Raw genomic sequence first — 24175 nt, 5'->3', positions numbered from 1 at the left:
ATCGCGAAGACCTTGCCCACCAGATAGTCACAATTTCTTCGGGCAAGTGGCTGACGGCGCGGGGCACTCTTACGCACGATTTGAGACGGGAGATGCCGATGCCGACCTGTGTTTCGAGCTCGGCCTGCATTGGGGTGAAGAGAATGATGGTGATGGAACGCGGTTTGTCGCGTTAGCCTCGTCGGAACAGGGTGCGTCGTGTGTTGCGGAAAGCCGGCCGGACCCGTGCGCTCCAGGCCGTGCCTCGCACGGCGAGCCAGGCCGGGCTGCCCAAGGTCTCCAGACTCGCGAGGTCGTAGCAGGCGTAGTAGCGCGGAAAGCCTGCTGGATCGAGGTAGCGCGCTGCGCGCGCTGTGCCGGTAACGGATGCCAGGCCGGGCAGATGCTCCTGTGTGTACCAGGCGTTGAGATCGTTTTCGTGCTCGGCCAGCACGTCGGTTTCGACGACGTAGTGATATGGCGCGACCAGGCCGGCGGACGCGCCGTCGAGCATCTGAAGGCACTGCAATCGATGCCAGGACGTGCCGGGCATGGCATTGTTCGGAAAGGCGGAGTCGGTCGGTGCGTAGATGTAGGTCAGGGGCCCTTCCATGGCTCGCCACGATTGCATGCCCGCGGCCTCGCGAACGCTTTCAGGAAGTGCGCCGGCCGCGACCGACGCGTCATGCTTGAGAAGCCAGAGATCTTTCATGTCCAGCGTTCCTCAGTGCGCGACATTGAGCGCCACCAGCAGGCGAGACACCATGTTGTAGGCCGCGATCGTCGCCACGATCTCGACCACTCCCTTTGGATCGAAGTGCTGCTGAATCCTGGCCATGAGCGCGTCCGGCACCTTGACGTCGCGGGTCATGGCATCGGTCAGTTCGAGGGTGAGACGTTCAAGGGGTTCGAACACGTCCGCGATCACGGTGGCTCGCACGGCGTCGACCTTCTCCAGGCTGACCCCCGCATTCTGTGCATGCGGCACGTGGGCATCGAACTCGAAGCTGGCGCCATTGAGCACCGCGACGCGAAGGATCATCAGTTCGCGCAGATCTGCGGGTACGCCGGTCTGGTTGCGCACGGCGGTGAGCATGCGTTCCCAGCCCGATGCGATCGGCCCGCTGTTGAGGAGGACCTGGTAGAGCAGCGACACGCGGCCGCGCTGCGCCATGATGCGGGCCTCGACTTCAGCCAGCTCGGGCCGAGTGCCCGGCTGGACGAGGGGGACGCGAATGTGGGTGTTGGTCATCATTCGGCCTTGATGTTCTTCGCGCGGATCAGCTTCGCCCACTTCTCGGTGTCCCGCTTCTGAATGGTCGCCAGTTCCAGGGGCGTGGATCCGGCAGGCTCGGTGCCCGTCTTCAGCAACTTCTCCCGCACGGCCGGGTTGGCCAAGGTGTTACGCACCGCCTTGTTGAGCACCGCGATGACCTCCGGCGGCGTCTTGGCCGGGGCGAAAAGCGCGTACCAGTTGTTCGTGTCGACGCCACGGATGCCTTGCTCTTCCAGTGTCTTCACGTCGGGAAGGGAAGGGTGGCGCTTGCTCGAGGCAACGCCGAGCGCCTTGAGCCGCCCGCCTTGAAGATGTCCCAGCAGACCGGGTACGTCGCCGAAGAAGCCGCTGATCTGGCCGCCCATCAAATCGGTGATCGCAGGCGCGGCGCCCTTGTAGGGGACGTGGAGCAGCTTGGCCCCGGTCGAGTCTGCCAACTGCTCGATGGCCAGATGGGGAATGCTTCCCGTGCCCGACGAGCCCATCGGCGTCGGTTCGGGCTTCTTCTTCGTCGCCGCGACGAACTCGGCCGCGTCCCGGACCGGGTTGCTCTGCTGGGTCACCAGCAACTCGACGTTGTTGACCACCAGCGAGACCGGGGCAAAGTCGCGCTGCATGTCGTAGGGAAGCTTCTCGTAGAGCGAAGCGTTGATCGCTGCCGCGCCGACGCTGGTGAACCAGAGCGTTCCGCCGTCGGGCGCCGACTTCAGGACGTCGACCGCGCCGATCGCACCATTGGCGCCCGGCTTGTTGTCGACGATGACGGTGCGCCCCAGCTCCTTGCCGAGCTGTTCGGAAAGGGTGCGCGCGACGGAGTCGACCGGGCCGCCGGAGGTGAACGAGACCACGATCCGAGTCGTCTTGGGCTGGGCATGAGCGGCGGCCGTCAAGGTAACTGCGAGGGCCGCCGCGAGCAAGTAGCGCTTGACCATGAATGTCTCTCTTCGTTGTGTGGCGTGAGCGTTCAGTCGCAGCGTGCGGTCATGCCGCCGTCCACGACGAGTTCGGTGCCTGTGACGAACCGGGCCTCGTCGCTGGCGAGGTAGAGCACTGCGCTCGCGGTGTCCCGGCCGTCGCCCATGAAGCCGATCGGAATGCGCTTTTGGCGCTGCGCGAGAAGAGCGTCGACGTCACCGCCCGCGCGCTGCTTGGCCAGGCGCGTTTCCACCATCGGTGTGTGCAGCTGGCCTGGCACCACGCAGTTGACGCGCACGCCTTGGGCGGCATGTTGCACGGCGACGACCCGGGACAGATGGATGACGCCCGCCTTGGTGGCAGCGTAGGCGACCTGCGCACTGCCCGTCCAGCGCAGGCCCGAGGTGGAGGCGATGTTGACGATCGAGCCGGCGCCCTTGGCGAGCATCGTCGGCAGCACGTGCTTGCAGGTCAGGAAGACGCTCTTGAGGTTGATGTCGATCTGCGAGTCCCAAACCTCTTCGGCCAGCTCAACGGGGCCGCCTGCGGCGGAGCCACCCACGTTGTTGACCAGGATGTCGATCGTGCCGTAGGTCTCCAGGCAGGCGCCCGCCATGGCGGCCACGCTTGCGCTGCTCGTCACGTCGCAGACCCAGGGCGTGATCGACGCGCGCGCGTCGCCGGCCAGGTCGAGGGTCTCGTCAAGTCGGGCGCGGTCGCGGTCGACTGCCAGGACCTTGGCACCTTCCTCTGCCAGGCGCACCGCAATGGCCCGGCCGTTCCCCCAGCCGGCACCGACGCACCCGGCGCCGGTGACGATGGCGACCTTGTTTTCGAAGCGAAGGCTCATGTGTTGTCTCCAAATTGATAAAGGCGTTCGGGATTGCGCACCAGCAGCGCATGGCGCGCGGACGCCGTGGGCGCGATATCGGCGATGAGGTCGACCAGCTGCCGCTCATTGGGTATCGGACCCGCGTGATTGGGGTGCGGCCAGTCGTTACCCCACACCACGCGATCGCCGAACTCCGTGACCAGCATCCTGGCAAACGGCTGCGCATCGGCGTAGGGCGGGCCTAGGCGTGTGATGCGGTCCATGCCGCTGACCTTGACCCAGAAGCGCTCATCGGCCATCAGTTTCAGCAGGGCCTGGAAGTTCGGCTGATTGATCCCGAGCGCCGAATCGATGCGGCCGATGTGATCGATCACCACGGGTGTCGGACAGCGTCGAAATGCCGGCGCGAGATCGGTGAGCAAGGTGGGATCGCCGTGAACCTGAAGGTGCCATCCGAGCGGCGCAAAGCGCGCTGCCAGCGACAGCACGTCGTCGATCGGCGCGTGGCGTCCGAGGTGTCCCATGAAGTTGAATCGCACGCCGCGAAATCCCGCTGTGTCGAGCCTTGTCAGTTCGGCGTACTCGACATCGGTCGGCAGCAATGCGATACCGCGGTAGCTGTCAGGGCGTGCGGCGACAGCGTCTTCGGTTGCACGGTTGTCAAACCCGTGGCAGGCCGACTGCACGACCACACAGCGCTCGAGCCCGAGTCCGTCGTTCAGCGCGAACAGCGCCTCTTTCGGTGCATCCTCCTTGGGAAGGAAACTGGCATCGGGCGCGTAGGGGAAGCGGGCACCAGGTCCAAAGACGTGGCAGTGGGCATTGCAGGCTCCGGGAGGAAGGGGGAAAGTCATTGCGCCAGTGTCGCGACGGAAGCGAAGCTTCGTAAGGACATTGCTGCTATACCCGCTATGCTTGGCGGCTATGGAGCTTCGTCAATTGCAGTACTTTGTGACGGTGGTCGACGCAGGCAGTTTCAGCCGCGGAGCGGCGGTGCTGCATCTCGCCCAGCCCAGCCTGAGCAGGCAGATCGCCCTGCTGGAGGAGGATCTCGGGCAGCGCTTGCTTGTGAGAACGGGGCGCGGTGTGACGCCTACTGAGGCGGGTGCTGCTCTGCTTGTCCATGCGCGTGCAATGCTGGACATCTCGCGACGCGCCCGGGACGAACTGCAGGAAATGGATGAAAGCCCTGGGGGCAGGATCGTGGTGGGAATGCCGCCGCGGGTGGCGCTGGATTTGAGCACCCCGCTCGTGCGGAGGTTTCGTGAGCGATTTCCGCGCGCGGTAATCACGGTGCTGGAGGGACTGAGCGTCGCGCTGCGGGAGTCGATGATCGCGGGCCAACTCGACCTGGCGCTTCTCTTCGACCCCGCGGCCTCACCGCAACTTGCGTTTCAGCCACTGATGCGCGAGAAGCTCCTGTTGGTCGCGCCCCCAAAAAGCAAGCTGCCGCCGCGGGTCAGCTTAGCGGCGCTTGCCAACTATCCGATGGTGCTGCCGAGTGCGCCAAACGCAATTCGGCATCTGCTCGATTCCGTGCTTGGGTCGCGCGGCATCCAGCTCAAGGTGCTCGCTGAGGTCGGCGCGGTCCGAACGGCGGTTGCGCTCGTACAGACTGGGGTGGGCTGCACGGTGCTTCCGGAGAGCGCCTTGGGTGCCAGCGGCGACGAATTGCTGCCTCGCGCACCGATTGGGCCACCAAGCATCTGGAACGCGTTGGTCCTCGCAACCCCGAAGGCGCGTCCGGGAACCCGTCTCACCCGAGGGACAGCGCAGTTGCTGCAAGAGCTGGACTTTCGCCAGCGCTAGCTGATGAGGGGGGACACAGGGCGACGGGGGTCGCCAGGCGGGTCCATCGCCTGTGAGGGGAGATGCCAATGCTGCGCGCCAGGACCATAGCGGACGGACATAGCTGATATAGGCTTGGTGTCATTACCGATGGCGGCAGCGCCGAAGAGACTTGCAGCCATGCCCATCGAAGCCCAAACGAATCCCACCCGGCAGCTGCACGCATCGAGCAAGCTCATTTCATACCGCCCGAAGCACTCGGGCGAAGCGGTCCAGATCGAGTTCGATGCTCAAGGAGCAGGTCCGATCATCTGCGTCCTGCCGTCGCTGGCGCGGTCCGGGCGTGACTACGACGAAGTCGCCGCCAAGCTGGTGGCCGCAGGGTTTCTGGTGCTGCGCCCGGAGCCACGGGGCGTGGGCTTGAGCCGCGGCCCCATGGAGAATCTGGATCTTCACGACTTTGCTCGCGATGTGGCTGCAGTCCTCGACCATGAGGCGACGGGTCCGATCGTGGTCGTCGGGCATGCATGGGGCAGTCAGCCTGCGCGTACGCTGGCTGCGGATCGTCCCGACCTGGTGCGCGGCATCGTCATGGCCGCGGCTTCTGCAGGCAAGCTGCCTCCAGGGTCGGCCGAGAAGCCTTACAGCCGGCTGCGCGATGCGATTGACGGCGCTGGCGACCTGACCCTTCCGACAAGCCGACGACTGGAATGCCTGCGCAAGGCCTTCTTCGCCCCAGGTCATGACCCGAGCATCTGGCTCGACGGTTGGTTTCCGGCGGCACATGAGGCGCAAGGTCGGGCGCGCGAGATGACGCCCGTCGATGACTACTTCTCCGGCGGCGACAGCGTGCCCATTCTCGATCTGCAGGCTGAACACGACGCCGTTGTCATCCCCGATGTCATGAAGCCGTACCTGGGTGATCGGGTCACGGTCCAGGTCGTCCGTGACGCAGGGCACGCGATGGCTCCCGAGCAACCGCAGGCCATGAGCGATGCAATCGCCGACTTTGCGCGCGCGGTGTATTCCAAGTAGCGCTTCTCGCTTCCCACTATCCGGCTGGGGACAGGTGGCAGTTGGCCTCCGGAGGGGGGCTTTCCGGCATCTGCCTTATCCACCTATCCAAGGAGACATCCCGTGTTGAAGAGAACCATTTCGCTGGCGAGATTCGCCCTGCTGGGCATCACCTTCGCAAGCGCCCAGCCGTGCATGGCGAGCGACTATCCGAACAAGCCGATCAAGATGGTCATCCCGTACACCCCGGGCGGATCGATCGACACGGTCGGGCGCATGGTCGCAGACCAGTTGCAGAGACAGTTGGGCCAACCTATCGTCATCGAGAACCTGCCCGGTGCCTCGGGCGTGCTGGGATCGCTCAACGTCAAGAAGGCGAAGGCCGACGGCTACACCCTGCTGTTCAATGCCTCGAGCCAGGTCTATATGCCGCTTGTCGTTGCGAAGAAGACCTACGACGCAGAGCAGGACTTCACGCCTGTCGGACAGATTGGCTACGTGCCGCTGGTCGTCGCGGTGAACAATGATGTCCCGGCGAAAAGCCTGAGCGAATTCGCCACGCTGGTCAAGGCGAATCCCGGCAAGTACACCTGGGCGACATCCGGTCTGGGAACGACCAGCCACCTGAGCGAGGAGATGATCAATCGGGCACTGAAGCTCAATATGGAGATCATCGCGTACAAGGGTGCGGTACCGCAGCTGACGGATGTCGTCGGCGGCCACGTGTCAGCTGCTGTCTCACCCATGCCCGGCGTTCGCTCGTTCGTCCAGGCAGGGCGGTTGCGCGCGCTTGCTGTCACGAGCAAGACCCGCGTAGCCAACATGCTGGACGTGCCCACCGTGGCCGAAAGCGGCATTCCTGGTTTCGAGCTTCTCTCCTGGTATGGCATCTGGGGACCAGCGGAGATGCCCGTGGCGGTGACGAACCGGCTCAATGCCGAGATTGCCAAGGCTGTCGACACGCCTGCGCTCAAGGCCAAGTTCGCAGAGCTGTCCTTCGTCCCAGCGAAGGCAAATCCCGAACAGTTCAGGAAGCTGATCCGCGAAGACCTGTCAAAGATCGGCCAGGCGGTGAAGGAAGCCAACATCAAGATCGACTAGGGCGTGTTAACACTAATTGAGTTGACCCTGGGTAATGCGAGACACTTCATGCATGGAGATCACTCAAGCCCAGTTCGCTCAGATCGAGCACTGCCTACCCCTTCAGCGGGGCAATGTCAGCCTGTCGAATCTGAGTGTGTTGAACGCCATCCTGTATGTCGCCGAGCACGGTTGCAAATGGCGCGGCCTGCCCAAGCGATTTGGCAACTGGCACACCATCTATACGCGCATGAACCGCTGGTCCAAGAGCGGCGTGCTGGACCGCGTCTTCGCAGAGCTTCAGCGAGCCCAGGTTGTGCGCATAAGGATCGAGGCGGTTTCGCTGGACAGCACGATCGTGAAGGTACATCCCGATGGCACTGGAGCGTTAAAAAAAACGGCCCCCAGTCCATCGGCAAGTCCAGAGGTGGGTGGACCACCAAGATTCATATGGTTGCCGCGGATGCTCGAACGGCCGTAACGTTCTCGCTGTCACCGGGCCAGGCGCACGACGCGCCCGCAGGGCGTGTGTTGGCGACGGTATAGATCCGCTGCTATACGCTGGTGAGGACGCGGGTTTGGTTTGCCCCGGTTGGGATTGACGTGACGAAGAGCAGATGGCCCCGCAAGGGGCCATCTGCTCGTTGGGCGATGCCGCTGTGCAGTCAGAACGGCGAGTCGGGATCGAAGTCGGGTGGGGTGCGATCGGGCACGAGTTGATCGCGCCAGGCGCGTTGGATCTCGGGGCCGTAGGCGAGCCAGAGCTGCTCGCGCATCAGCTCGAGGCACTCGAAGACGGCCAGGGCCTGCCTGGGCGACCAGTGCGACGGCAGCGCGAAGGCGGCAGTCGCTCGGGAGGGGCGCTTGCGCCGCGGCGTTCTCATCGAGGCGGCCATGGCCTGGCGGGCGTCACGCACGCGGCTTGCGCGTGGACGCTGGCTTCGAGCGCGTCGCGGCGGTGCGGGCGGCCATGCGTTGCGTGGCGCGTTCCTCGGCTTCTTTCTGGCGGTACGACTCGCCCTCGATGCGAACGACCTCGGCGCGGTGCATCAGCCGGTCGACCAGGGAGACCACGCAGGCGGCGTTGGGGAAGACCTCGCCCCAGTCAGCGAATCGTCTGTTCGTTGTCACGATCGTGCTCTTGTGCAGGTAGCGTCGGCTGACCAGCTCGAAGAGCATGTCGGCATGACGATTGGAGTACGAGAGGTAGCCGACCTCATCGACCAGGAGCAGGTCCGGTGCGGCGTAGTGTTGCAGCCGCCGGCGCAGGGCCGAATCGCTGTCCAGCGAGGCGAGCTCGCTGAGCATCTGACCGGCGGTGGTGAACAGCGCCGTATGCCCCTGGAGCACCGCCTGGTGCGCGATGTTGGCCGCCACCATCGTCTTGCCCACCCCGTTGGGGCCGAACAGCACGACGCTGCTGGCGTCGGCGAGGAACTGCAGGCTCATCAACTCTTCGATGGCGGTGCGGTCGCACTCCTTGGGCCAACTCCAGTCGAAGTCGGCCAGAGGCTTGAAGCGGCCGATGTGCGCCTCGCGCAGACGCCGCTCGAGGCTGCGGTGAGCTCGCTCGGCGCTCTCCCAGCCCAGCCACTGGCGCACGCGGTGTTCGCTCTCGGGCTGACCCATCAACTCGTCCCAGTGGGCCAGCAGGCCGTGCAGGCGCAGCTCGGCGGCCTGCGCCCGCAACTCGGCGTGAGAGGCCCCTGGGTGGACAGGAGGGATTGGCTCATTCATCGTTGGCGTCCTTGGGTGGGTCGTAGCGGCGGTCGTAGGAAGCGAGCGAATGCGTGGCCATCGGCGCGTCGCGTCGCGCCACGTGCTCGGGCAGCGCGAGAGCCAGCGTTGGAGGCCGCCCGGTGCGCTCGCGCGCGCGCTCCAGCGCCAGGCGCACGGCGTTGGGATGGGGCACCTTGCGCTCGATGGCCTCCAGGATGGCCGCCTGCAGCGACGGCGCGCCGTACTGGTCCAGCAGTCGCAGTAGCGCGGCGGTGATTGACCCCAAGTTGTGACCGCGCTCGGCGGCCATTTGCAGCAGCTCGGTGCTGGCGGGGGCGACCTGGGCCAGCACGTCGCAGCCGCGGTGCGAGCGCGCATTGCGTTTGTGCTGCACCAGGGCCTGCAAATGGGTTGGGTCCTCGATCGTCTGATGACGCTCGAAGCTGCGGGGATGGTTGGCCAGTTCGGTGACGCCGTCGAAGATGCGCACGCGCTGTTCATCGGCCAGCACCGACAGGGTGCGCCGCACGTGGGTATGCGGCACCGTGTAGTCGTTCAGATCGAAGCGCACGTAAGGCGTCTTGGCCACCTCGACATCCAGGCGCTGGCCCAGGGCGTAGCCGGTGGCGGGCAGCCCGAGCAGGCGTGGCTGCTCGACAGCGAAGGCCTGGCGCACGGTTAACGAGTCATCCTGGGGCCAGGGCCGATCGAACGCCTTGCCCTCGCACCACCGGCGCGCCTGGGCGTTCAGGTCGGCCACATCGGTGAACTCGCGCCCGGCGAAGAAGGATTTGCGGATGAAATCGATTTGCCTTTCAACCCGTCCCTTCTGATTTCCTCGTGCGACCGCCACCGGACGCGGCTCGAAGCGGTAGTGTTTGGCGAAGGCCAGGAATTCGGGATTGAAGCGAATCGCATCGCCCACGCGTTCGAGCACGACGCTCTTGAGATTGTCATAGAGGACCGTTCTGACGCTCCCGCCTAGCGCATCAAACGCCTCGACGTGGCCACGCAGGAAGCTGTCCATCTGGGCATTGAGGCAGAAGCGCAGGAAGATGCGCCGCGAGTAGCTCAGCACCATCACGAAGCCCATGAGCGGGCGCCGCGCACGGCCGATCTGCAAGTGATCGAAGTGAGCCCAGTCACATTGCATTTGTTCACCCGGCAGCGTGCGCAGGCGCAGGTAGGCTTCGGCCGACGGCCGGGGACGCATCGTGCTCACCAGGTGTCGGAAGTGGCTGGCCTGCCCCGCATAGCCGCGCTCGCACACCATGTCATGCAACCGGCTGGCCGTCAGCGTCGGGTACTTCTCCAGCGTCTCTCGGATGAAGGCCCGGTAAGGATCGATGAGGCTCGGGCGCAGCGGCACGCCTGGCGGTGCCACGTCGTGTTCACGCAGCACACGGCGCACCGTGTCGCGGTGCACGTGCAATTGGCGCGCGATGGTCCCCACGCGCCAGCGCTCGACCGTGAACAGACGCTCGATGCGTGCGGCCAGATCAAGAGGGATGGTCATGACCGCCGCGCTGTCGAAGGCCGTTCGTGCGCAGGGAGCCCAGGCGCACATGGGGCCGCAGCTCGTGACCGCAACGCCGGCATCCGAGTGCAGCGAAGGGGACCGCGCCGGCGCTCACCCGCGCAGCGTCGTGGGCCGATGGCGATTCGGTGAGGACGGTGAACTCGCACGCGCTGGGTGGTTCGCTGGGTGGGTCGCATGCAAGCAGTGAAGCATCGGCCCCCGCGTGCGGGCAACCCTGGTGCGTCACTTCTTTATCGATGGCGTCGCCCGCGCCGGCCTGACGCAGCGAACGTTGCCGTTCCCGCCAGCACGCGGAGCGCGCGGCATGCTTGAGGCGACCGCTGCGACTGCTCTGGTAGCGCTCGGCAGTCTCGCGTCGCCGCTCACGCCGACTCAGGCTCGAGCACGCCCGACTGCAATACTGCTGACCGCGGTCGCAGTGTGAACACAACAGCACCTGGTCGCGGCAACGCGCGCACAGGAACAGGCGGGCCGCACGGTCCATGTCCATCCTCGGCGATCAGCCAAAGGTGCTGGACGGACTCGTCCCAGGGTGCAACACTGCTGCAGCACCACCTTCATCGGCACGGTGTAGGGCGCGGCGCGGTCTCCAGGCTGCCAGGCATTAGTGACCGCTGCCGCACCCGCCTACTTCGGCATCGTCGACGTTGTACCTCGCAGTACCCGCGTGTGTCACGGGCGGCGCGTGCAGCCGCCGCCCCACGGGCTGGCAACGGCGCCCGGGATCAAGACCTGCTCAAGAGAATCGCCTTCGCCTGCATGGCCGCCCTCGGGCGGCCATGCAGGCGAATACCTCATGCGCGCTCGTTCGGCGTCAACGAGCCGAAGCTCGGAACATGGCCAGACTCAAAAACGCCACCTCACCGTCGAATACAAGCGGATCTCGACCAGCGTTCACAGGCGTGCGTTGCTCAGTCGCCTTGGGGCACCCGATCGACCGGTGCACCTGCTCATGGACCGCAGGCCGTAACGTTCTCGCTGTCACCGGGCCAGGCGCACGACGCGCCCGCAGGGCGTGCGTTGCTCAGTCGCCTTGGGGCACCCGATCGACCGGTGCACCTGCTCATGGACCGCGCCTACGAGGGCAACGAGACGCGGCAGCTCGCGCTCGATCTGGGCTTTATCCCCGTCGTGCCGCCGCTGAAGACTCGGATTGAGCCCTGGGAGTACGACCGCGAGATGTACAAGCGCCGCAACGAGGTGGAGCGCCTGTTCCGGCGCTTGAAGGGCTATCGCCGTATCTTCTCTCGCTTCGAGAAACTCGACGTGATGTTCGTTGGCTTCATCAGCTTTGCGATGATCGCCGACGGGCTTCGTTTGTGTTAACAGGCCCTAGCGCGGTGTCCCTTGGACCAGGGCGTGGTCTTCGAAACAAGGAGGCCACCACGCTTGCTGGCCGGGTGACGGCTCCAACATCTCCTGCGTCGCTACAACCACCTTGCGCGGGTTGACGATCTCAAGACCGCGAAGAGAGTACCTTGTGCGCAGGTGCTAGGCTCTCCGAACCTCCAGCGCGGCGAGGGTGGCTTTCACGTTCCTTGAGAGCTCGAGCAGCGGGCCTCCAAGCATCGATTCGGTCTCCGCAATGCTGCCCTTCGTCGTGACGCTCACGTTGAGCACGTAGACAGGGCGGCCTTCCACCACGAGCGGCGTCGCGAGGGCGATCACCTCCGGTTGCCAGGAAGCCGTGCAAAAGCCGCGCTCCGTCACGCTCCGGATTGCGCTCTTGATTTCGTCGCGAATCTGGTTCCAGCCGCTCCCGCGTCGTTCGCGGAACTGCGCCATGAGAGTGCGCCGGCTGGGCTCATCGGCGACCGCAAGGTAGGCCCGGCCAAGCGACGTGAGTTCCATCGGCACTCGCTGTCCGGCGACGACGTTGCGCAGCGACACCCGGCGGTTGTAGCGGACCGATTCAAGGTAGACCATTTCGTCTCGATCCGGAACCGCCAAGCCGACATTGATACGAAGTTTCTCCGCCAATGTCCGCATCAGGGGCGCGACCACGCTCAACACAGGGGAGCCGCCGCGCATGGCGTGGGCAAAGCTCAGTACGGGCGCGGCAAGTCGGTAGGCCCGTAGGTTCCGATCGTGCTCGAGCATCCCGACCTCAACCAGCGTCTGGGTCAGGCGACTGACGGTAGCGCGCGAAATCCCGGTGCGTTCCGAGATCTCGCCGTTTCCCAGCAAGTCGGCACCCGGCCTGAAGGCCCGAAGGATCTCGATCCCCCGCTCGAGCGATCGGTTCAGCGTGGGCTCTTCGAAATGTTGACGTCTGGTTGACATAAACAAGGGATTCCGAGCTGATGCGAAGCCAGAAGTGTAATTCCAAGGAATGGAAATCGGGGGGTGCGCAAAGCGTTTCGCGGACCTAAGCTCGTGGCACTCGATGAGAAGACCCGAACCGCCATCGATCTCAGCTCTTCGCTTATCCCACTTCCACTTGGAGACAACCATGCAAAAGCGCTTGCCCTTGGCACGCCTCAGGATCGGCTTGGTCCTTTTTTCGATCGCAGCGGCGGCGGCCGCCATCACGACGCCGGCACTTGCAGCCTTCCCCGATAAGCCCGTCAAGATAGTCGTGCCGTTCGCACCCGGCGGCGGCACTGATCTGGTCGCCCGAACCATGGGCATCGCCATGGGCCAGGAACTGGGTCAGCCGGTCATCATCGACAACAAGCCCGGTGCGGGCACGATCATCGGGACGGACGCAGTGGCAAAGTCCGCACCCGATGGCTACACGATGGTGATGGCCACCGTGGCCCACGTGGTGAACCCCAGCATCCAGAGCAAGCTCCCCTACAACTACGAGAAAGCCTTCGCGCCGGTCATGCTGATCGGGGTTTCTCCGAACGTGCTGGTGGTGCGGGCGGAGAGCCCTCTCAAATCGGTCAAGGACCTCATCGACGCAGCCAAGGCGAACCCGGGCAAGCTGTCGTTCGCGTCACAAGGCGCGGGCACGTCGGCGCACCTCGCGGGTGAACTCTTCAAGAACCTGACGAAGACGAACATCACCCACATCCCCTACCGGGGCGCTGGTCCCGCGATCACCGATCTGCTGGGTGGCCAGGTGGATGTCATGTTCGCGACTGCGGCTGCAGTGGGGACTTTCGTCGAAAGCGGCAAGCTGCGTGCGCTGGCAGTGACCACGGCCACGCGATCGTCCTCCCACGCTCTGGCCAAGGTTCCCACGATCGCGGAAAGCGGTGTGCCCGGCTACGTGGCCGACAGCTGGTACGGCCTGTATGTGCCTGCAGGCACTCCGGCCGATGTCATCGCCCGCCTGAACGCAGCCGCCAAAAAGGCAGTCCAGACGGAGGCCTTTCGCAAGCGCGTGGAAGGGGAGGGCCTCGTGATCAATGGCGGCTCGCCGGCGGACTTCGACAAGTACGCCAAGGGTGAGGAAGCGCGTTGGCGCAAGGTGGTCAAGGAAAACAACATTACCAACGAATGACGGAGACGTTGAAATGACCGAACGACTGATCGAGCTCGAAGTCGCAGACGGCATCGCCACGCTGTGGCTGAACCGTCCCGACAAACGCAACGCCATGAGCGACGACATGCGCACGCAGTTCATCGCGGCGCTGGAACATGTGGCGTACGACAAGGCAATCCGTGCCTTGGTGCTCACCGGACGCGGCAAGGGCTTCTGCGCCGGCGGGGATGTCGCCGGCATGGAGCGGCGGATGCAGGCGCCTGCAGGCGAGGTGGGATTCAACGGGTGGAGCCGCCAGCAACGTGTGCACCATACCCAATCGCTGCTGCACACCATGCCCAAGCCGACGATCGCTGCCGTTAACGGGGCTGCTTCCGGCCTGGGGGCCGACACGGCGCTGGCATGCGACTTCATCATCGCTTCGGATGCGGCGAGCTTCACCTGGTCGTACATCCATCGCGGCATCGTTCCCGATGGCGGCGGCATGTACTTCCTGCCGCGCCGGGTGGGCCTGTCGAAGGCCAAGGAACTGATCTTCAGCGGCCGGAAAGTCGAGCTTGAAGAAGCCCTGCGCCTTGGCATCGCCGATCGCCGGTCGGATGCCGAGACCCTCGTTCCCGACGCGCAGCGCTGGGCAGCCGAGATGAGCAAGGGGTCGGCCACCGCATTGGCATTGGGCAAGACGATCCTCAACCAGAGCTTCGAGATGTCCGCGCATCAGGTGTTCGCCCAGGGCAGCCAGGCGCAGGGCATTTGCTACACCAGTACCGAGCATCGCGAATCGGTGATGGCCTTCCTGGCCAAGAGCAACGCAAAAAGGGAGACGACGAAATGACCGAACTGAACTCCGTCACCAGGCTTCTCAAGCCTCGCAGCGTCGCAGTGATCGGCGCTTCGGCGGATGCCGCCAAGACCGCCGGCCGGCCAGTGGCCTATCTGCGCAAGCACGGCTTCACCGGCGAGATCTTTCCGGTCAATCCGCGTGTCAGCTCGATCGATGGCCTGACCTGCTATCCCGATATCGCCTCGATTCCAGGCACGCCCGATGTCGCCATCGTGCTGCTGGGTGCCGAGCGGGCGCACCAGGCTGTCCGGGAACTCGCGGCGAAAGGAACTGCCGCCGCGATCGTTCTCGCCAGCGGGTATACCGAGACCGGCGAGGAAGGTGCGCGCCGCCAGCAGCAGCTCATCGAGGCGGCCGGCAGCATGCGCATCCTCGGCCCCAACACGATCGGACTGGTTAACCTGACCGACAACATCGTGCTCTCCGCCAGTGGCGCGCTCGAGATGGATCATTTCCCGGTCGGCGGGATCGGCGTGGTTTCGCAAAGCGGGGGCATCCTCGGTGCGCTGCTGTCGCGTGCCGCGGCACGTGGAATCGGCCTGTCGAAGTTGATCTCGACCAGCAACGAGGTGGATCTGGACCTGGCGGATTTTGTCGATCACCTGGCCGACGACGCGGACACCAAGGTCATCGCCCTCTACGTGGAGAGCGTGCGCAATCCCGGGAAGTTTCGCGCAGCTGCCCTGAAGGCAGCTCGCGCGGGCAAGCCTGTCGTCGCCTTCAAGATCGGTCGCTCCGAAGCCGGCGCCAAAGCCGCCGTGTCGCACACCGGTGCGTTGGCGGGCGCCGACAGCATGTACGACGCACTGTTCAAGCAAGTCGGCGTGATCCGTGCCGAGACCTTTGGTGATCTTCTCGACATTCCGGTCGCATTGGCCACGGGTCGCAAGCTACGCGGCAAGCGCGTGGCCATCCTGACCTCGACGGGTGGCGCCGGAACGTTGGTATCGGACGATCTTGGCATGCACGGATTTGAGACGCCGGTGCCGGATGCTGCAACGGCCGAGGCGTTGCGCGCGCTGCAGAGCGGCGATCACGCGGTGCTCGACCGCAACCCCATCGACGTGACCTTGGCCGGTCTGCAGCCGGACCTGCTGCGCGGCGCCATCAACATCCTGCTCAAGAGCCCCAGCTACGACGCGCTGACGATCATCGTCGGCTCGTCCAGCCTGGCCATGCCGGAGCTGATGGCAGGCGCCATCCAGGATTGCCTGCCCAATTCGGACAAGCCGGTGATCGCCTATGTGAGCCCGCACGCGCCCGAAGTCGCTGCGTTGCTGACGCAGCGCGGGGTACCCGCCTTTGCCGCAGCCGAAAGCTGCACCACCGCGCTGGGCGCGATGCTGAACGTCGGCAGCTGGCAGGAGCCGAAGCCATCCAGCGCGCCCGAGGCCGATGTGGTCATCGACGAACTGCCGGCAGGCTCCCTGGATGAAGCCGAGGCCAAGCAGCTGTTCACCCACTTCGGCGTGCCCTGCGCGCGAGAGGTGGTGGTGACCACGCCGGCCCAGTCCGAAGCTGCGGCGCGCGAGCTGGGCGATCGGGTCGTGCTCAAGATTCTTTCGGCCGAGATCACACACAAGAGCGATGTCGGCGGCGTTGCCGTGAACCTGACGGCTGAGACGGTGGGGGCGCGCCTGCAGGCGATGGCCGCCGAGGTCGAGAGCAAGGCAGGCGTGCGGCCGCAGCGCTTCCTGGTGCAGGAAATGGTGGGCGGCGGCACCGAGCTGATCCTGGGCATGCACCACGACATGCTGGGCACTGCCATCCTGCTGGGTACGGGCGGCATCACTGCCGAGCTGTTCAAGGACACCACGTTGCGGCTGTTGCCCTCCCAAGGTGGTCTGAGCCGCGAGGATGCGCTCTCCATGGCGCGCGAGCTGAAGACCTGGCCGTTGCTGGACGGCTTCCGTGGCCGCCCCAAGGCCGATGTCGAGGCGCTGGTCAATGCCATCGTTGCCTTCTCCAAGATGGCGGCCCAGCTCGGTGAGCGCTTGCTCGAGGCCGAGATCAACCCGGTGTTCGTGCTGCCGCAGGGGCAGGGTGTGCGTGCCGCTGACGGCGTGGTCGTGCTGGCCTGAGCTGGAAGTTGAAATGCACGCTACGGAAGTCTTCGCCCGTTACTCTGCCGAGTTTCATCGACAGCCGCTGCCACCCGAGGTCATTCATCACGCCAAACGCGCCGTGATCGATTGGTATGCCTCGCTGTTTCCCGGTCTGAGTGCCGCGCCCGTGCGGCAACTCGAAGAAGCCTTGGCCGATGACCTCGACCGAGGTCGAGCTTCGCTGGCCCGGGGTCGCGCGGCGACAGCGCGCGCGGCAGCGCTCATCAACGGAACAGCCGCTCACGCCGCAGAAGTGGATGACAGTTTCCGCGATGCCATGTACCACCCGGGCGCCGCGACCGTGGCGGCGGCCTTGGCCGCCGGTCAGAACGTTGGCGCCAACGGGCTCGAGTTCCTGCGGGGTGTCGTTCTGGGATACGAAGTGTCGACGCGCATCGGTGTCGTCATGGGCCGGCCGCACTACAAGTACTGGCACAGCACGGGAACGGTCGGCAGTTTCGGCGCTGCGGCCGCAGCTGCCTGCTTGATGTCGCTGGACGAACCGGCCTTCGCGCATGCCCTGGCGACGGCTGCCACTTTCACGGCCGGCCTGCAGCAGGCATTCCGCATGGACTCGATGTCCAAGCCGCTGCATGCAGGCCGCGCCGCAGAAGCAGGCGTTCTCGCGGCCCAGCTCGCGGGGCGCGGCGTCACCGGCTCGCTTGACGTGCTGGACGGCGAGATCGGTTTGGGCCAAGCCATGAGCAACGGCCCGGACTGGTCACAGGCAGGTGCGACATTGGGGCAGGACTTCCACATCACCAGGCTGACCTTCAAGAATCACATCGGCTGCGGTCACACCTTCGCCGCCATCGACGCTGCGCTCGAGCTGAAGCAGCGTTACGGTCTCGAAGCCGGCAACATCGCGCGCGTGCACGTGGCGACATACCGGCCTGCGCTCGACATCGCCTGCTACACACATCCGACCACGGCCAACGAAGCGCGGTTCAGCCTGACTTACGTGGTGGCAACGGCATTGGCGCACGGCAGCGTGCGCCTGGCGGCCTACGAGCCAGCTCGGCTGGAGGATCAGGTCACGCGCGCGCTGATGGAGCGCATCGAAGTCGCGGTCGATCCGGCACTGGATGCGGCCTTTCCAGGGCAGCGCGCCGCACGCGTCGTCATCGAGACCCGCGACGGGCGTCGTCTTGACCACCTGCAGCCCAACCGCAAGGGTGATCCCGAGCAGGCTCTGACAGATGACGAGCTCGAAGGAAAGTATATGGAGTTGGCGTCGCCCGTGATTGGAAGCGACCGTTCTCAGGCGCTGCTGGCGCAGATATGGGCATTGGACGCGAGCGCGACACTGCCTCACGCTTGACGGCCTTTAACTCGAAAAGCTAACGCTAACTATCCCAGGTCGAATTTGAAGCGACGCTCCATGTCACTTTCTGGATCAATTCGCGCGTTCTTCCCTTGGCAGGGAGTGGGCATGGATCCTGGCGCCAAACGCAGCATCGTGGCCAGCTTGAAATGGACCTCTGAAGCTCCGGCATTCGCCTCGCACATTTGTGACTATCTCCTGTTGAAAAGGCCCTCCGATCCCCAACGATCTGCCGCCGCAGCGCCCACAACAGCACCAGTCACTGCGGACCTGCGTCTATTCTTGTCAACGAGAAAACTCTACGGAGAGACATCATGGCATCCCAGCATCACACTGTGAACGCAGCGCCTTGCATGAGCTTCAGTCGTGAGTTGCGCTTCCTTCCAATCACCGAAAGCGTGCAGTGCCTGGCCTTTCCCTGCGACGCCGCTGGGCGCGTGGATCTCGATGCACTCGGCGACCGCGCGCGAAACACCTACCTGCTTGCCCGGGCTCTGATGGGGCGCGACTACGCATTCCCGGTCATCTGTCCGCGCGACCCCACACGAGCCGCTCAGTAACTGCTCCGCAGCGCAGCTCGACTCCCCGCGGTCGAAAGAAGTTGCGCCGCGAACGAGCGACGAAGCCCACATCGAGTATCCCATTTGAAGGACGTGTCTCAAGCGATCCTAGTAGCCCAGCAGTGCGTCCCATACGTCCAATTGGGCAGGCTTGGGAGCCGAGCCCACTGTCAGAGTACTGCCCTCCATGGTCCGATCGATATCGCCGAGTCTGTCCCTTCAGCGAAACGCGGCCAATCCTCGCCGGACGACAGTCGAGCATCGCCGATGCTTGCGAAGGACAATAAGGCAATACCAGTCATTCGCAGGTGGTGCTCAGTTCGCCCTGGACCTGACGTTCGTGACCACCTTAAGCTACCGTCCTCATGGATGAACTGTCGAAGCTGTTCCAAGACCTGATGGCATTCGCTGCTGTCGTGGACGCCGGGGGATTCAATGCTGCAGGCGCCAGGTTCGGGGTTCCACCCTCGCGGCTAAGCCGCTCGGTCGCGGCGCTCGAAAACAACCTGGGCGTCCATCTTCTCGTGCGCACCTCGCGGCGTTTCACGGTGACCGATGTCGGCTGGCGAACCTACGAAGACGCGGTGAGCGTTCGTACGCAGTTGCAAGGCGCTGCGGCCGCAGCAAGCGATTCGCGCGGCGAACCCTCGGGCATGTTGCGTGTGTTGTGCCCGATGGCGCTGGCTTCGGCCTTGGTCGGCCGCATCGCAATCGCGTTCATGGCACGGTATCCCCGCGTGAAAATCGTGATCGAGTCGACCGATGGCAGGAGCCGTCCCTTCATGGCGCCGGCAGACCTCGCCATACAGCCGAGTCTTCAGCCACTTCGCGATTCGAGCCTGGTCGCACGTTGCCTCGTGCATGCGCACTACGTGATCGTGAGCGCACCGGGTCTGGCGCACGAAATCCCGGAGAATCCGGGACCGACGGACTTTCCTTGCTTTCCGGCGGTGGGATGGACGTTCTTCCCCGATCCTGCGCACTGGTCTCTGCAGCATACCCGTCATGGCCAGCATGAGATCGCCGTGGACGTGCGATTCAGCACCGACAACCTGCTGCTCATTCGCGAAGCGGCATTGGCAGGGGTGGGTGTCGCACAGCTACCGCATGCGCTGTGCCGCCAGGACATCGAAGAAGGCCGCCTGCGCGTGATCGCGCCTGACTGGGCTGCGCCTCAGGTGGGCATCTACGTGCTGTATCCCTCGCGGCGCGGCCTCACGCTGGCGGGTCGCCGGTTCATCGATGCGCTGGCAGAAGGCATGGCCTCGCTCGAACGCGGTATGCGCTGACCACCCTGCATCATTGCACCTCTGGAACGCTGCATTGCGGTGGCGGCCTTATGCGAAGTACGCGCGATACCTAGCATTCTCCCTAGCCGTTCGCCCCCGGGCGGTGCATCGACAGGAGACATATGCAAATAGACGCTCTTCGCGCAGCGGCCACACGCCGGCGCTTCCTGCTCTCAAGTGCCGCACTGGCAGCCGCGCCCCTGGTGGGCTGCGGCGGTGGCGGTGACAGCGTCGGCGGCGGCATCGGTGTCGGCGGCGATGACAATCTCGTGGCCGCAACCGCGTCCGGCAGTTTTCGCGGACAACGGCAAGATGGCGTCACCTCGTGGTTGGGGATTTCCTATGCCCAGCCACCTGTAGGGCCACTGCGCTTCCAGGCGCCGCGACCAGTCCAGCCTGCAACCGGAATCGTCGACGCCGCTGCTTTCGGGGCAGCCAGCCTGCAGACCGTCGGAGGCATGGTGTCCTGGATCTATCCATCGCCAGACCTTCAAAGCGAAGACTGCTTGACGCTCAACGTCTGGAGCCCATCAGGAGCTCAGCGCCTGCCGGTGATCGTCTGGTTCCACGGTGGTGGCTTCCGCACCGGCGCAACCGGCATGCCGCTCATGAACGGCAAGTTGCTTGCGCAGCGCGGCGTCGTCGTGGTGACGGCCAACTATCGGTTGGGCGCTCTCGGCTTGCTGTCCCATCCGGACTTCGTCGATGCGAGCAATGGCTCAACGGCGAATTGGCAGTTGCAGGACATGGACGCGGCGCTGCGATGGGTGCGCGACAACATTGCCGCGTTCGGCGGCGATCCCGGGCGCGTCTGCGTCGTGGGCCAATCGGGCGGCGCCATGCACACGGCAATGCTGGCCCAGAACCCTGCGTACCGCAGCACCTTCCACAAGGCCGTGCTGCTCAGCCCGCCGAACGTGACACCGCCTGCCTCATTGACCGTGTCGGATGCGGCGGCCTACACCGAGTTGCTCGCGACCAAGTTCGGTACCACGCCACGCGGGCTACGGGACGTGCCGGCAAAGGCATTGCACGATGCGGAGCTGGCTCAGAATGCGGCGCCGCTGCCGGCAGGATTCACCTCGGGCGCGTCGCCCTACAAGCTCGCGCCCGTCGCCGACGGCAAGACCTACCTGGGCGACTGGACCCGGCGCGACTGGCCGTCGGACCTGCCTGTCGTTATCGACTACACGCTCGACGAAGGCGCTTTCTGGTGGGACCTCTACGATCCGGCGACCAACACCATGCTCACGCCGACACCTCCCGCCACGCTGCCAGCCCTGGGCGCCGCACTGGCGGCCCAGCTCGGCGGCCGAACCGACGCTGCCAATACGGTCATCGACGTGTATGTTCAAGCCGCGGTTGCGGAAGGGCGGCCGACGACGCCGTCGCTGCTGTGGACGGACATCTTCGGCGACCAGTTGCTGCGCAATTTCGGGACGCGCTATGCAGCCCGTCTTTCCACGGCCGGTGTGCCGGTTCGCCTTGGTACCTACATGCATGCGGTCAAGGCGCCCGGGCGTGGCGTGCCGCACTGCGCTGAGGTTCCCATGCTGTTCGGAACCTACGGACTGAACTACTACCGCGACAAGCTGGGTGTCGCACCGCAAGAGGCGCAGCTGTCCAACCAATTCATGGCGGCCATGGTGTCGTTCGCCAGCGAGGCGCAGCCCAGGCTCGGCACCGGTGAAGCCTGGCCGCTGTACCGGCCCGGGACCGCCACTGCCGTGCGCTGGGGCGAAGGCGCAACAGGCGACACCGTGCTGGGTGCGGTGCCGAAGCTGAATCAATTGACGGTCTGGGATGCTGTGCTGGGCTATTGAGAGTTTCGCGCCACGCGCACCGTCCGAGGCGGGGGAATGGACGCGGAGTCAGGTGATTTTTCGGGAGAACTTGCCTTGAGGGGGTGGGGCCAACCTCCTGCGGCGCTGGGTGACCGAGCGCCGCGGAGACATTGGTGTCGGCTGTCCGACATTTGCGAGGCCGAACATCCGGCGGCGATTGCAGGGTACAGGTTAGGCTGCACGAGCAGGTCCAGCGCGGCGGACCAAGCGTCTAAAGCCTGCCTTGAGCTCGTGTGCTGCGCTGCGGTGTGGCTCTCCAGCTTGGCTGAGCGTTTCAAGCGAACGCGGCGTCTTGTAAGGTGAAGTTCGTATCTCCTCAGCTTCATGGATCCTGGCGCGCCGCGAAAGCACATCGGAGTGTGACATTTTTCGCTTGATCGAGCGTCTCGCATGACGCTGGATGTCAGGTGCCGGACACGGATCCTCTGCGCGGACCCGTTCGGGTGCTGCGCCGCGAACGACTGGCATGCATGTTGCTGAACCGCTCCTTCAACAGAACAACGCCAGGTCGACAGTGAATCCATCAGGGAACGACAACAACACCATCTCGATGGATCGCCGCCTCTTCTGCATGGGCGCAGTGAGCTTCGCAGCCTTGGGAACCGCGGCCTGCGGAGACGGTGGAAGCAGCGGCTTCGGCGGCGCCGGCGCGCTCGGGACCGCGCAACAGAATGCGGCGACTTCGACGGCCTCGTCCACCGAAGTCGCTGCGACCGAGCCTGCCGCGAACTCGACCCCGGCCTCGCAAGCGCGAAAGTTCACGCATCCCGGCCTGCTGCACACCGAAGCCGATTTCGAGCGCATGCGCCTGAAGGTCGCGGCCGGGGCAGAGCCCTGGCTGAGCGGCTGGAACGCGTTGACCTCCAACGGCCGCTCCCAGCTCGGCGCCAGCCCGCGTCCGCTGGCCATCGTGATCCGCGGCGGCGAAGATTCGAACTTCGCCCAGATGTTCATCGACATCGCGCGCGCCTATCAGCTCGCATTGCGCTGGAAGGTCTCCGGGGACGTGCGCTACGCCGATCGCGCGGTGGTGTTCCTGAACGCATGGTCGTCCACGCTGACCGCGATCCACGGCAACGCCGACCGCTTCCTGGCCGCCGGCATCTATGGCTACCAGTTCGCGAATGCGGCCGAGATCATGCGCTCCTACGCGGGCTGGGCGGCGAGCGACCTGGCGCGCTTCCAGAACATGATGCTCACGGTGTTCTATCCGCTCAACCACAACTTCCTGGTCAACCACAACGGTGCCGTCATCACCAACTACTGGGCCAACTGGGACCAGTGCGCGCTGGCATCGATGCTGGCCATCGGCGTGCTGTGCGACCGGCAGGACATCTACGACGAGGCCCTCGGCTACTACAAGACCGGTCAAGGCAACGGGGCGGGCCTGCAGGCGGTCTACCACGTGCATCCGGGCTATCTGGGCCAATGGCAGGAGAGCGGCCGCGACCAGGGCCACTGCACGCTGGGCATCGGCCTCGCAGGTGCGTTCTGCGAGATGGCGTGGAACCAGGGCGACGACATCTACGGCTATGAGAACAACCGCTTCCTCGCCGGCGCCGAGTACGTGGCGAAGTCCAATCTGCGCGATGCGGCCAGCGCCTTCTACACGGTGCCCTTCCTCACCAACATCAACAGGCAAGGCACGCAGTCCGTGCTGTCGACGGGCGCGCAAGGGCACCAGCGCGTGGTCTGGGAGAGCGTGCACAATCACTACGCCAACCGCCTCGGCATCGCGACGCCCTATGCGGCGCTGCAGGCGGCCCAGCTGCGCCCCGAGCGGGACGGCAGCAACGGCGATCAACTCGGTTTCGGAACCCTGACTTTCACGCGTGACCCGATCGCGACGCGCGGTCGCCCGAGCGGCCTCACGGCGCGGGTGCGCGGGCCGCAGGTGCTGCTGTCGTGGTGGGGCTGCACCGACGCGCAGAGCTACACGGTCAAGCGCGCGGGCAGCGCGGGCGGCCCCTACACCACGATCACCTCGGGCATCACCGACACGCTGACATTCACGGACAACACCGTCATCCCCGGCGCCGTGTACCACTACGCAATCGTTGCCGTGAATGCGGCAGGGGAGAGCGCGGCATCGAACGAGGTGCGGGCGGCGATCAAGTCCGAGCTGCTGCTGCAGAAGAAGACTGACGACGGTGCCAACGGCCACGCCACGCTCGCCGCGGGCCTGGTGAAGGACCTCGCCGACTTCACGATTGCGGCGAAGGTGTACCTGGACAGCGCCGCCACATGGTCGCGCGTCTTCGACTTCGGCTCCGGCCCGCGCCGCTACATGATGCTGACGCCGCGCAGCAATGTCGGCACGGTGCGCTTTGCGATCTCCACGGTTCACGGCTACAACGAGCAGCTGATCGAGGGCGTTGCGGCGCTGCCGACCGGCCGCTGGGTGCATGTGGCGGTGACCCTGTCCGGCACGCTCGGCACGCTGTACGTCGACGGCATCGCAGTGGGCACCAACACGCAGATGACGCTGGCGCCCTTCGACCTCGGGGAGACCACGCAGAACTGGCTCGGGCGCTCCCAGTTCACCGCAGATCCGACGCTGCCGGGGCGCGTGGACGATTTCCGGGTCTACCACGGGGCCTTGAGCGCGGCTGAGATCGCAGCGTTGGTTTAGG

General features: G+C 65.1%; 20 protein-coding genes and 2 pseudogenes. 13 read left to right on the top strand and 9 right to left on the bottom strand.

Annotated elements, in window-relative coordinates; genetic code table 11:
- Window positions 1-172: 172 nt before the first annotated feature.
- Genes ACSQ89_RS36230 through ACSQ89_RS36210 form a run of 5 tightly spaced genes read right to left on the bottom strand, consistent with a single transcriptional unit; the run spans window position 173 to window position 3856 of the window.
- Window positions 173-691: a hypothetical protein gene (locus tag ACSQ89_RS36230; RefSeq protein ID WP_436296973.1), complete on the bottom strand. Its 519-nt coding sequence runs from the start codon at window positions 689-691 to the stop codon at window positions 173-175.
- A gap of 12 nt (window positions 692-703) precedes the next feature.
- The gene (locus ACSQ89_RS36225; RefSeq protein WP_436296972.1) at window positions 704-1231 is read right to left on the bottom strand and encodes a carboxymuconolactone decarboxylase family protein; all 528 of its coding nucleotides are present in this window, start codon (window positions 1229-1231) and stop codon (window positions 704-706) included.
- Window positions 1231-2187: a Bug family tripartite tricarboxylate transporter substrate binding protein gene (locus ACSQ89_RS36220; protein WP_436296971.1), complete on the bottom strand. Its 957-nt coding sequence runs from the start codon at window positions 2185-2187 to the stop codon at window positions 1231-1233. Before ACSQ89_RS36220 ends, ACSQ89_RS36225 begins: the two co-directional genes overlap by 1 nt.
- 32 nt (window positions 2188-2219) lie before the next feature.
- Window positions 2220-3020 (bottom strand): SDR family NAD(P)-dependent oxidoreductase, encoded by an 801-nt coding sequence (locus ACSQ89_RS36215; protein ID WP_436296970.1) that lies wholly within the window; start codon window positions 3018-3020, stop codon window positions 2220-2222.
- Window positions 3017-3856: an amidohydrolase family protein gene (locus ACSQ89_RS36210; RefSeq protein WP_436296969.1), complete on the bottom strand. Its 840-nt coding sequence runs from the start codon at window positions 3854-3856 to the stop codon at window positions 3017-3019. Before ACSQ89_RS36210 ends, ACSQ89_RS36215 begins: the two co-directional genes overlap by 4 nt.
- A gap of 70 nt (window positions 3857-3926) precedes the next feature.
- On the opposite strand from ACSQ89_RS36210, the gene ACSQ89_RS36205 reads away from it, so the two are divergent.
- The 4 genes and pseudogenes from ACSQ89_RS36205 to ACSQ89_RS36190 all read left to right on the top strand — a co-directional run.
- Window positions 3927-4811, top strand: a complete 885-nt coding sequence (locus tag ACSQ89_RS36205) for a LysR substrate-binding domain-containing protein (protein ID WP_436296968.1) — start codon at window positions 3927-3929, stop codon at window positions 4809-4811.
- A 159-nt stretch (window positions 4812-4970) separates the two neighbouring features.
- On the top strand, window positions 4971-5825 hold the full coding sequence (locus ACSQ89_RS36200) for an alpha/beta fold hydrolase (RefSeq protein ID WP_436296967.1): 855 nt from the start codon (window positions 4971-4973) through the stop codon (window positions 5823-5825).
- Window positions 5826-5999: 174 nt separating this feature from the next.
- Complete coding sequence (locus ACSQ89_RS36195) at window positions 6000-6905, top strand: Bug family tripartite tricarboxylate transporter substrate binding protein (RefSeq protein WP_436296966.1); 906 nt, start codon at window positions 6000-6002, stop codon at window positions 6903-6905.
- A gap of 52 nt (window positions 6906-6957) precedes the next feature.
- A pseudogene (locus tag ACSQ89_RS36190) lies at window positions 6958-7418 on the top strand (IS5 family transposase); the annotation flags it as partial.
- 131 nt (window positions 7419-7549) lie between these two features.
- On the opposite strand, the gene ACSQ89_RS36185 reads toward ACSQ89_RS36190, so the two are convergent.
- Genes ACSQ89_RS36185 through istA form a run of 3 tightly spaced genes read right to left on the bottom strand, consistent with a single transcriptional unit; the run spans window position 7550 to window position 10119 of the window.
- Complete coding sequence (locus ACSQ89_RS36185) at window positions 7550-7801, bottom strand: hypothetical protein (RefSeq protein WP_436296157.1); 252 nt, start codon at window positions 7799-7801, stop codon at window positions 7550-7552.
- On the bottom strand, window positions 7794-8621 hold the full coding sequence (istB, locus tag ACSQ89_RS36180; RefSeq protein ID WP_436296158.1) for an IS21-like element helper ATPase IstB: 828 nt from the start codon (window positions 8619-8621) through the stop codon (window positions 7794-7796). Before istB ends, ACSQ89_RS36185 begins: the two co-directional genes overlap by 8 nt.
- Window positions 8614-10119 (bottom strand): IS21 family transposase, encoded by a 1506-nt coding sequence (istA, locus tag ACSQ89_RS36175; protein ID WP_436296159.1) that lies wholly within the window; start codon window positions 10117-10119, stop codon window positions 8614-8616. Before istA ends, istB begins: the two co-directional genes overlap by 8 nt.
- A 987-nt stretch (window positions 10120-11106) precedes the next feature.
- Here istA and ACSQ89_RS36170 point away from each other — a divergent pair.
- Window positions 11107-11469, top strand: a pseudogene (locus tag ACSQ89_RS36170) (transposase); the annotation flags it as partial.
- Between the two features lie 165 nt (window positions 11470-11634).
- Here ACSQ89_RS36170 and ACSQ89_RS36165 read toward each other — a convergent pair.
- A complete protein-coding gene (locus tag ACSQ89_RS36165) occupies window positions 11635-12426 on the bottom strand; it encodes an IclR family transcriptional regulator (protein WP_436296965.1) in 792 nt (263 codons plus the stop codon).
- Between the two features lie 169 nt (window positions 12427-12595).
- On the opposite strand from ACSQ89_RS36165, the gene ACSQ89_RS36160 reads away from it, so the two are divergent.
- The 8 genes from ACSQ89_RS36160 to ACSQ89_RS36125 all read left to right on the top strand — a co-directional run bounded on the left by ACSQ89_RS36160 (window position 12596) and on the right by ACSQ89_RS36125 (window position 24174).
- Complete coding sequence (locus ACSQ89_RS36160) at window positions 12596-13594, top strand: tripartite tricarboxylate transporter substrate binding protein (protein ID WP_436297281.1); 999 nt, start codon at window positions 12596-12598, stop codon at window positions 13592-13594.
- 13 nt (window positions 13595-13607) lie between these two features.
- Entirely contained in the window at window positions 13608-14411 is an 804-nt protein-coding gene (locus ACSQ89_RS36155) for an enoyl-CoA hydratase/isomerase family protein (protein ID WP_436296964.1), read from the top strand.
- The gene (locus tag ACSQ89_RS36150; RefSeq protein ID WP_436296963.1) at window positions 14408-16501 is read left to right on the top strand and encodes an acetate--CoA ligase family protein; all 2094 of its coding nucleotides are present in this window, start codon (window positions 14408-14410) and stop codon (window positions 16499-16501) included. The genes ACSQ89_RS36155 and ACSQ89_RS36150 overlap by 4 nt, the downstream gene beginning before the upstream one ends.
- Window positions 16502-16514: 13 nt before the next feature.
- Window positions 16515-17846, top strand: coding sequence for an MmgE/PrpD family protein (locus ACSQ89_RS36145; protein WP_436297280.1), 1332 nt, complete (start codon window positions 16515-16517; stop codon window positions 17844-17846).
- 317 nt (window positions 17847-18163) lie between these two features.
- On the top strand, window positions 18164-18409 hold the full coding sequence (locus ACSQ89_RS36140) for a hypothetical protein (RefSeq protein ID WP_436296962.1): 246 nt from the start codon (window positions 18164-18166) through the stop codon (window positions 18407-18409).
- A gap of 365 nt (window positions 18410-18774) precedes the next feature.
- Window positions 18775-19698, top strand: coding sequence for a LysR substrate-binding domain-containing protein (locus tag ACSQ89_RS36135; RefSeq protein WP_436296961.1), 924 nt, complete (start codon window positions 18775-18777; stop codon window positions 19696-19698).
- 269 nt (window positions 19699-19967) lie between these two features.
- On the top strand, window positions 19968-21521 hold the full coding sequence (locus tag ACSQ89_RS36130; protein ID WP_436297279.1) for a carboxylesterase family protein: 1554 nt from the start codon (window positions 19968-19970) through the stop codon (window positions 21519-21521).
- A gap of 571 nt (window positions 21522-22092) precedes the next feature.
- Window positions 22093-24174 carry a LamG-like jellyroll fold domain-containing protein gene (locus ACSQ89_RS36125; RefSeq protein WP_436296960.1) on the top strand — a complete coding sequence of 694 codons (2082 nt, stop codon included), beginning with the start codon at window positions 22093-22095 and terminating at the stop codon, window positions 24172-24174.
- Window position 24175: the final 1 nt, after the last annotated feature.

It is taken from the genome of Variovorax sp. LjRoot175 (assembly GCF_964253805.1).
Taxonomy (GTDB): domain Bacteria; phylum Pseudomonadota; class Gammaproteobacteria; order Burkholderiales; family Burkholderiaceae_C; genus Variovorax.
Note: the sequence above shows the minus strand (reverse complement) of the source record. Positions and strands in the feature narration are given on the sequence as shown.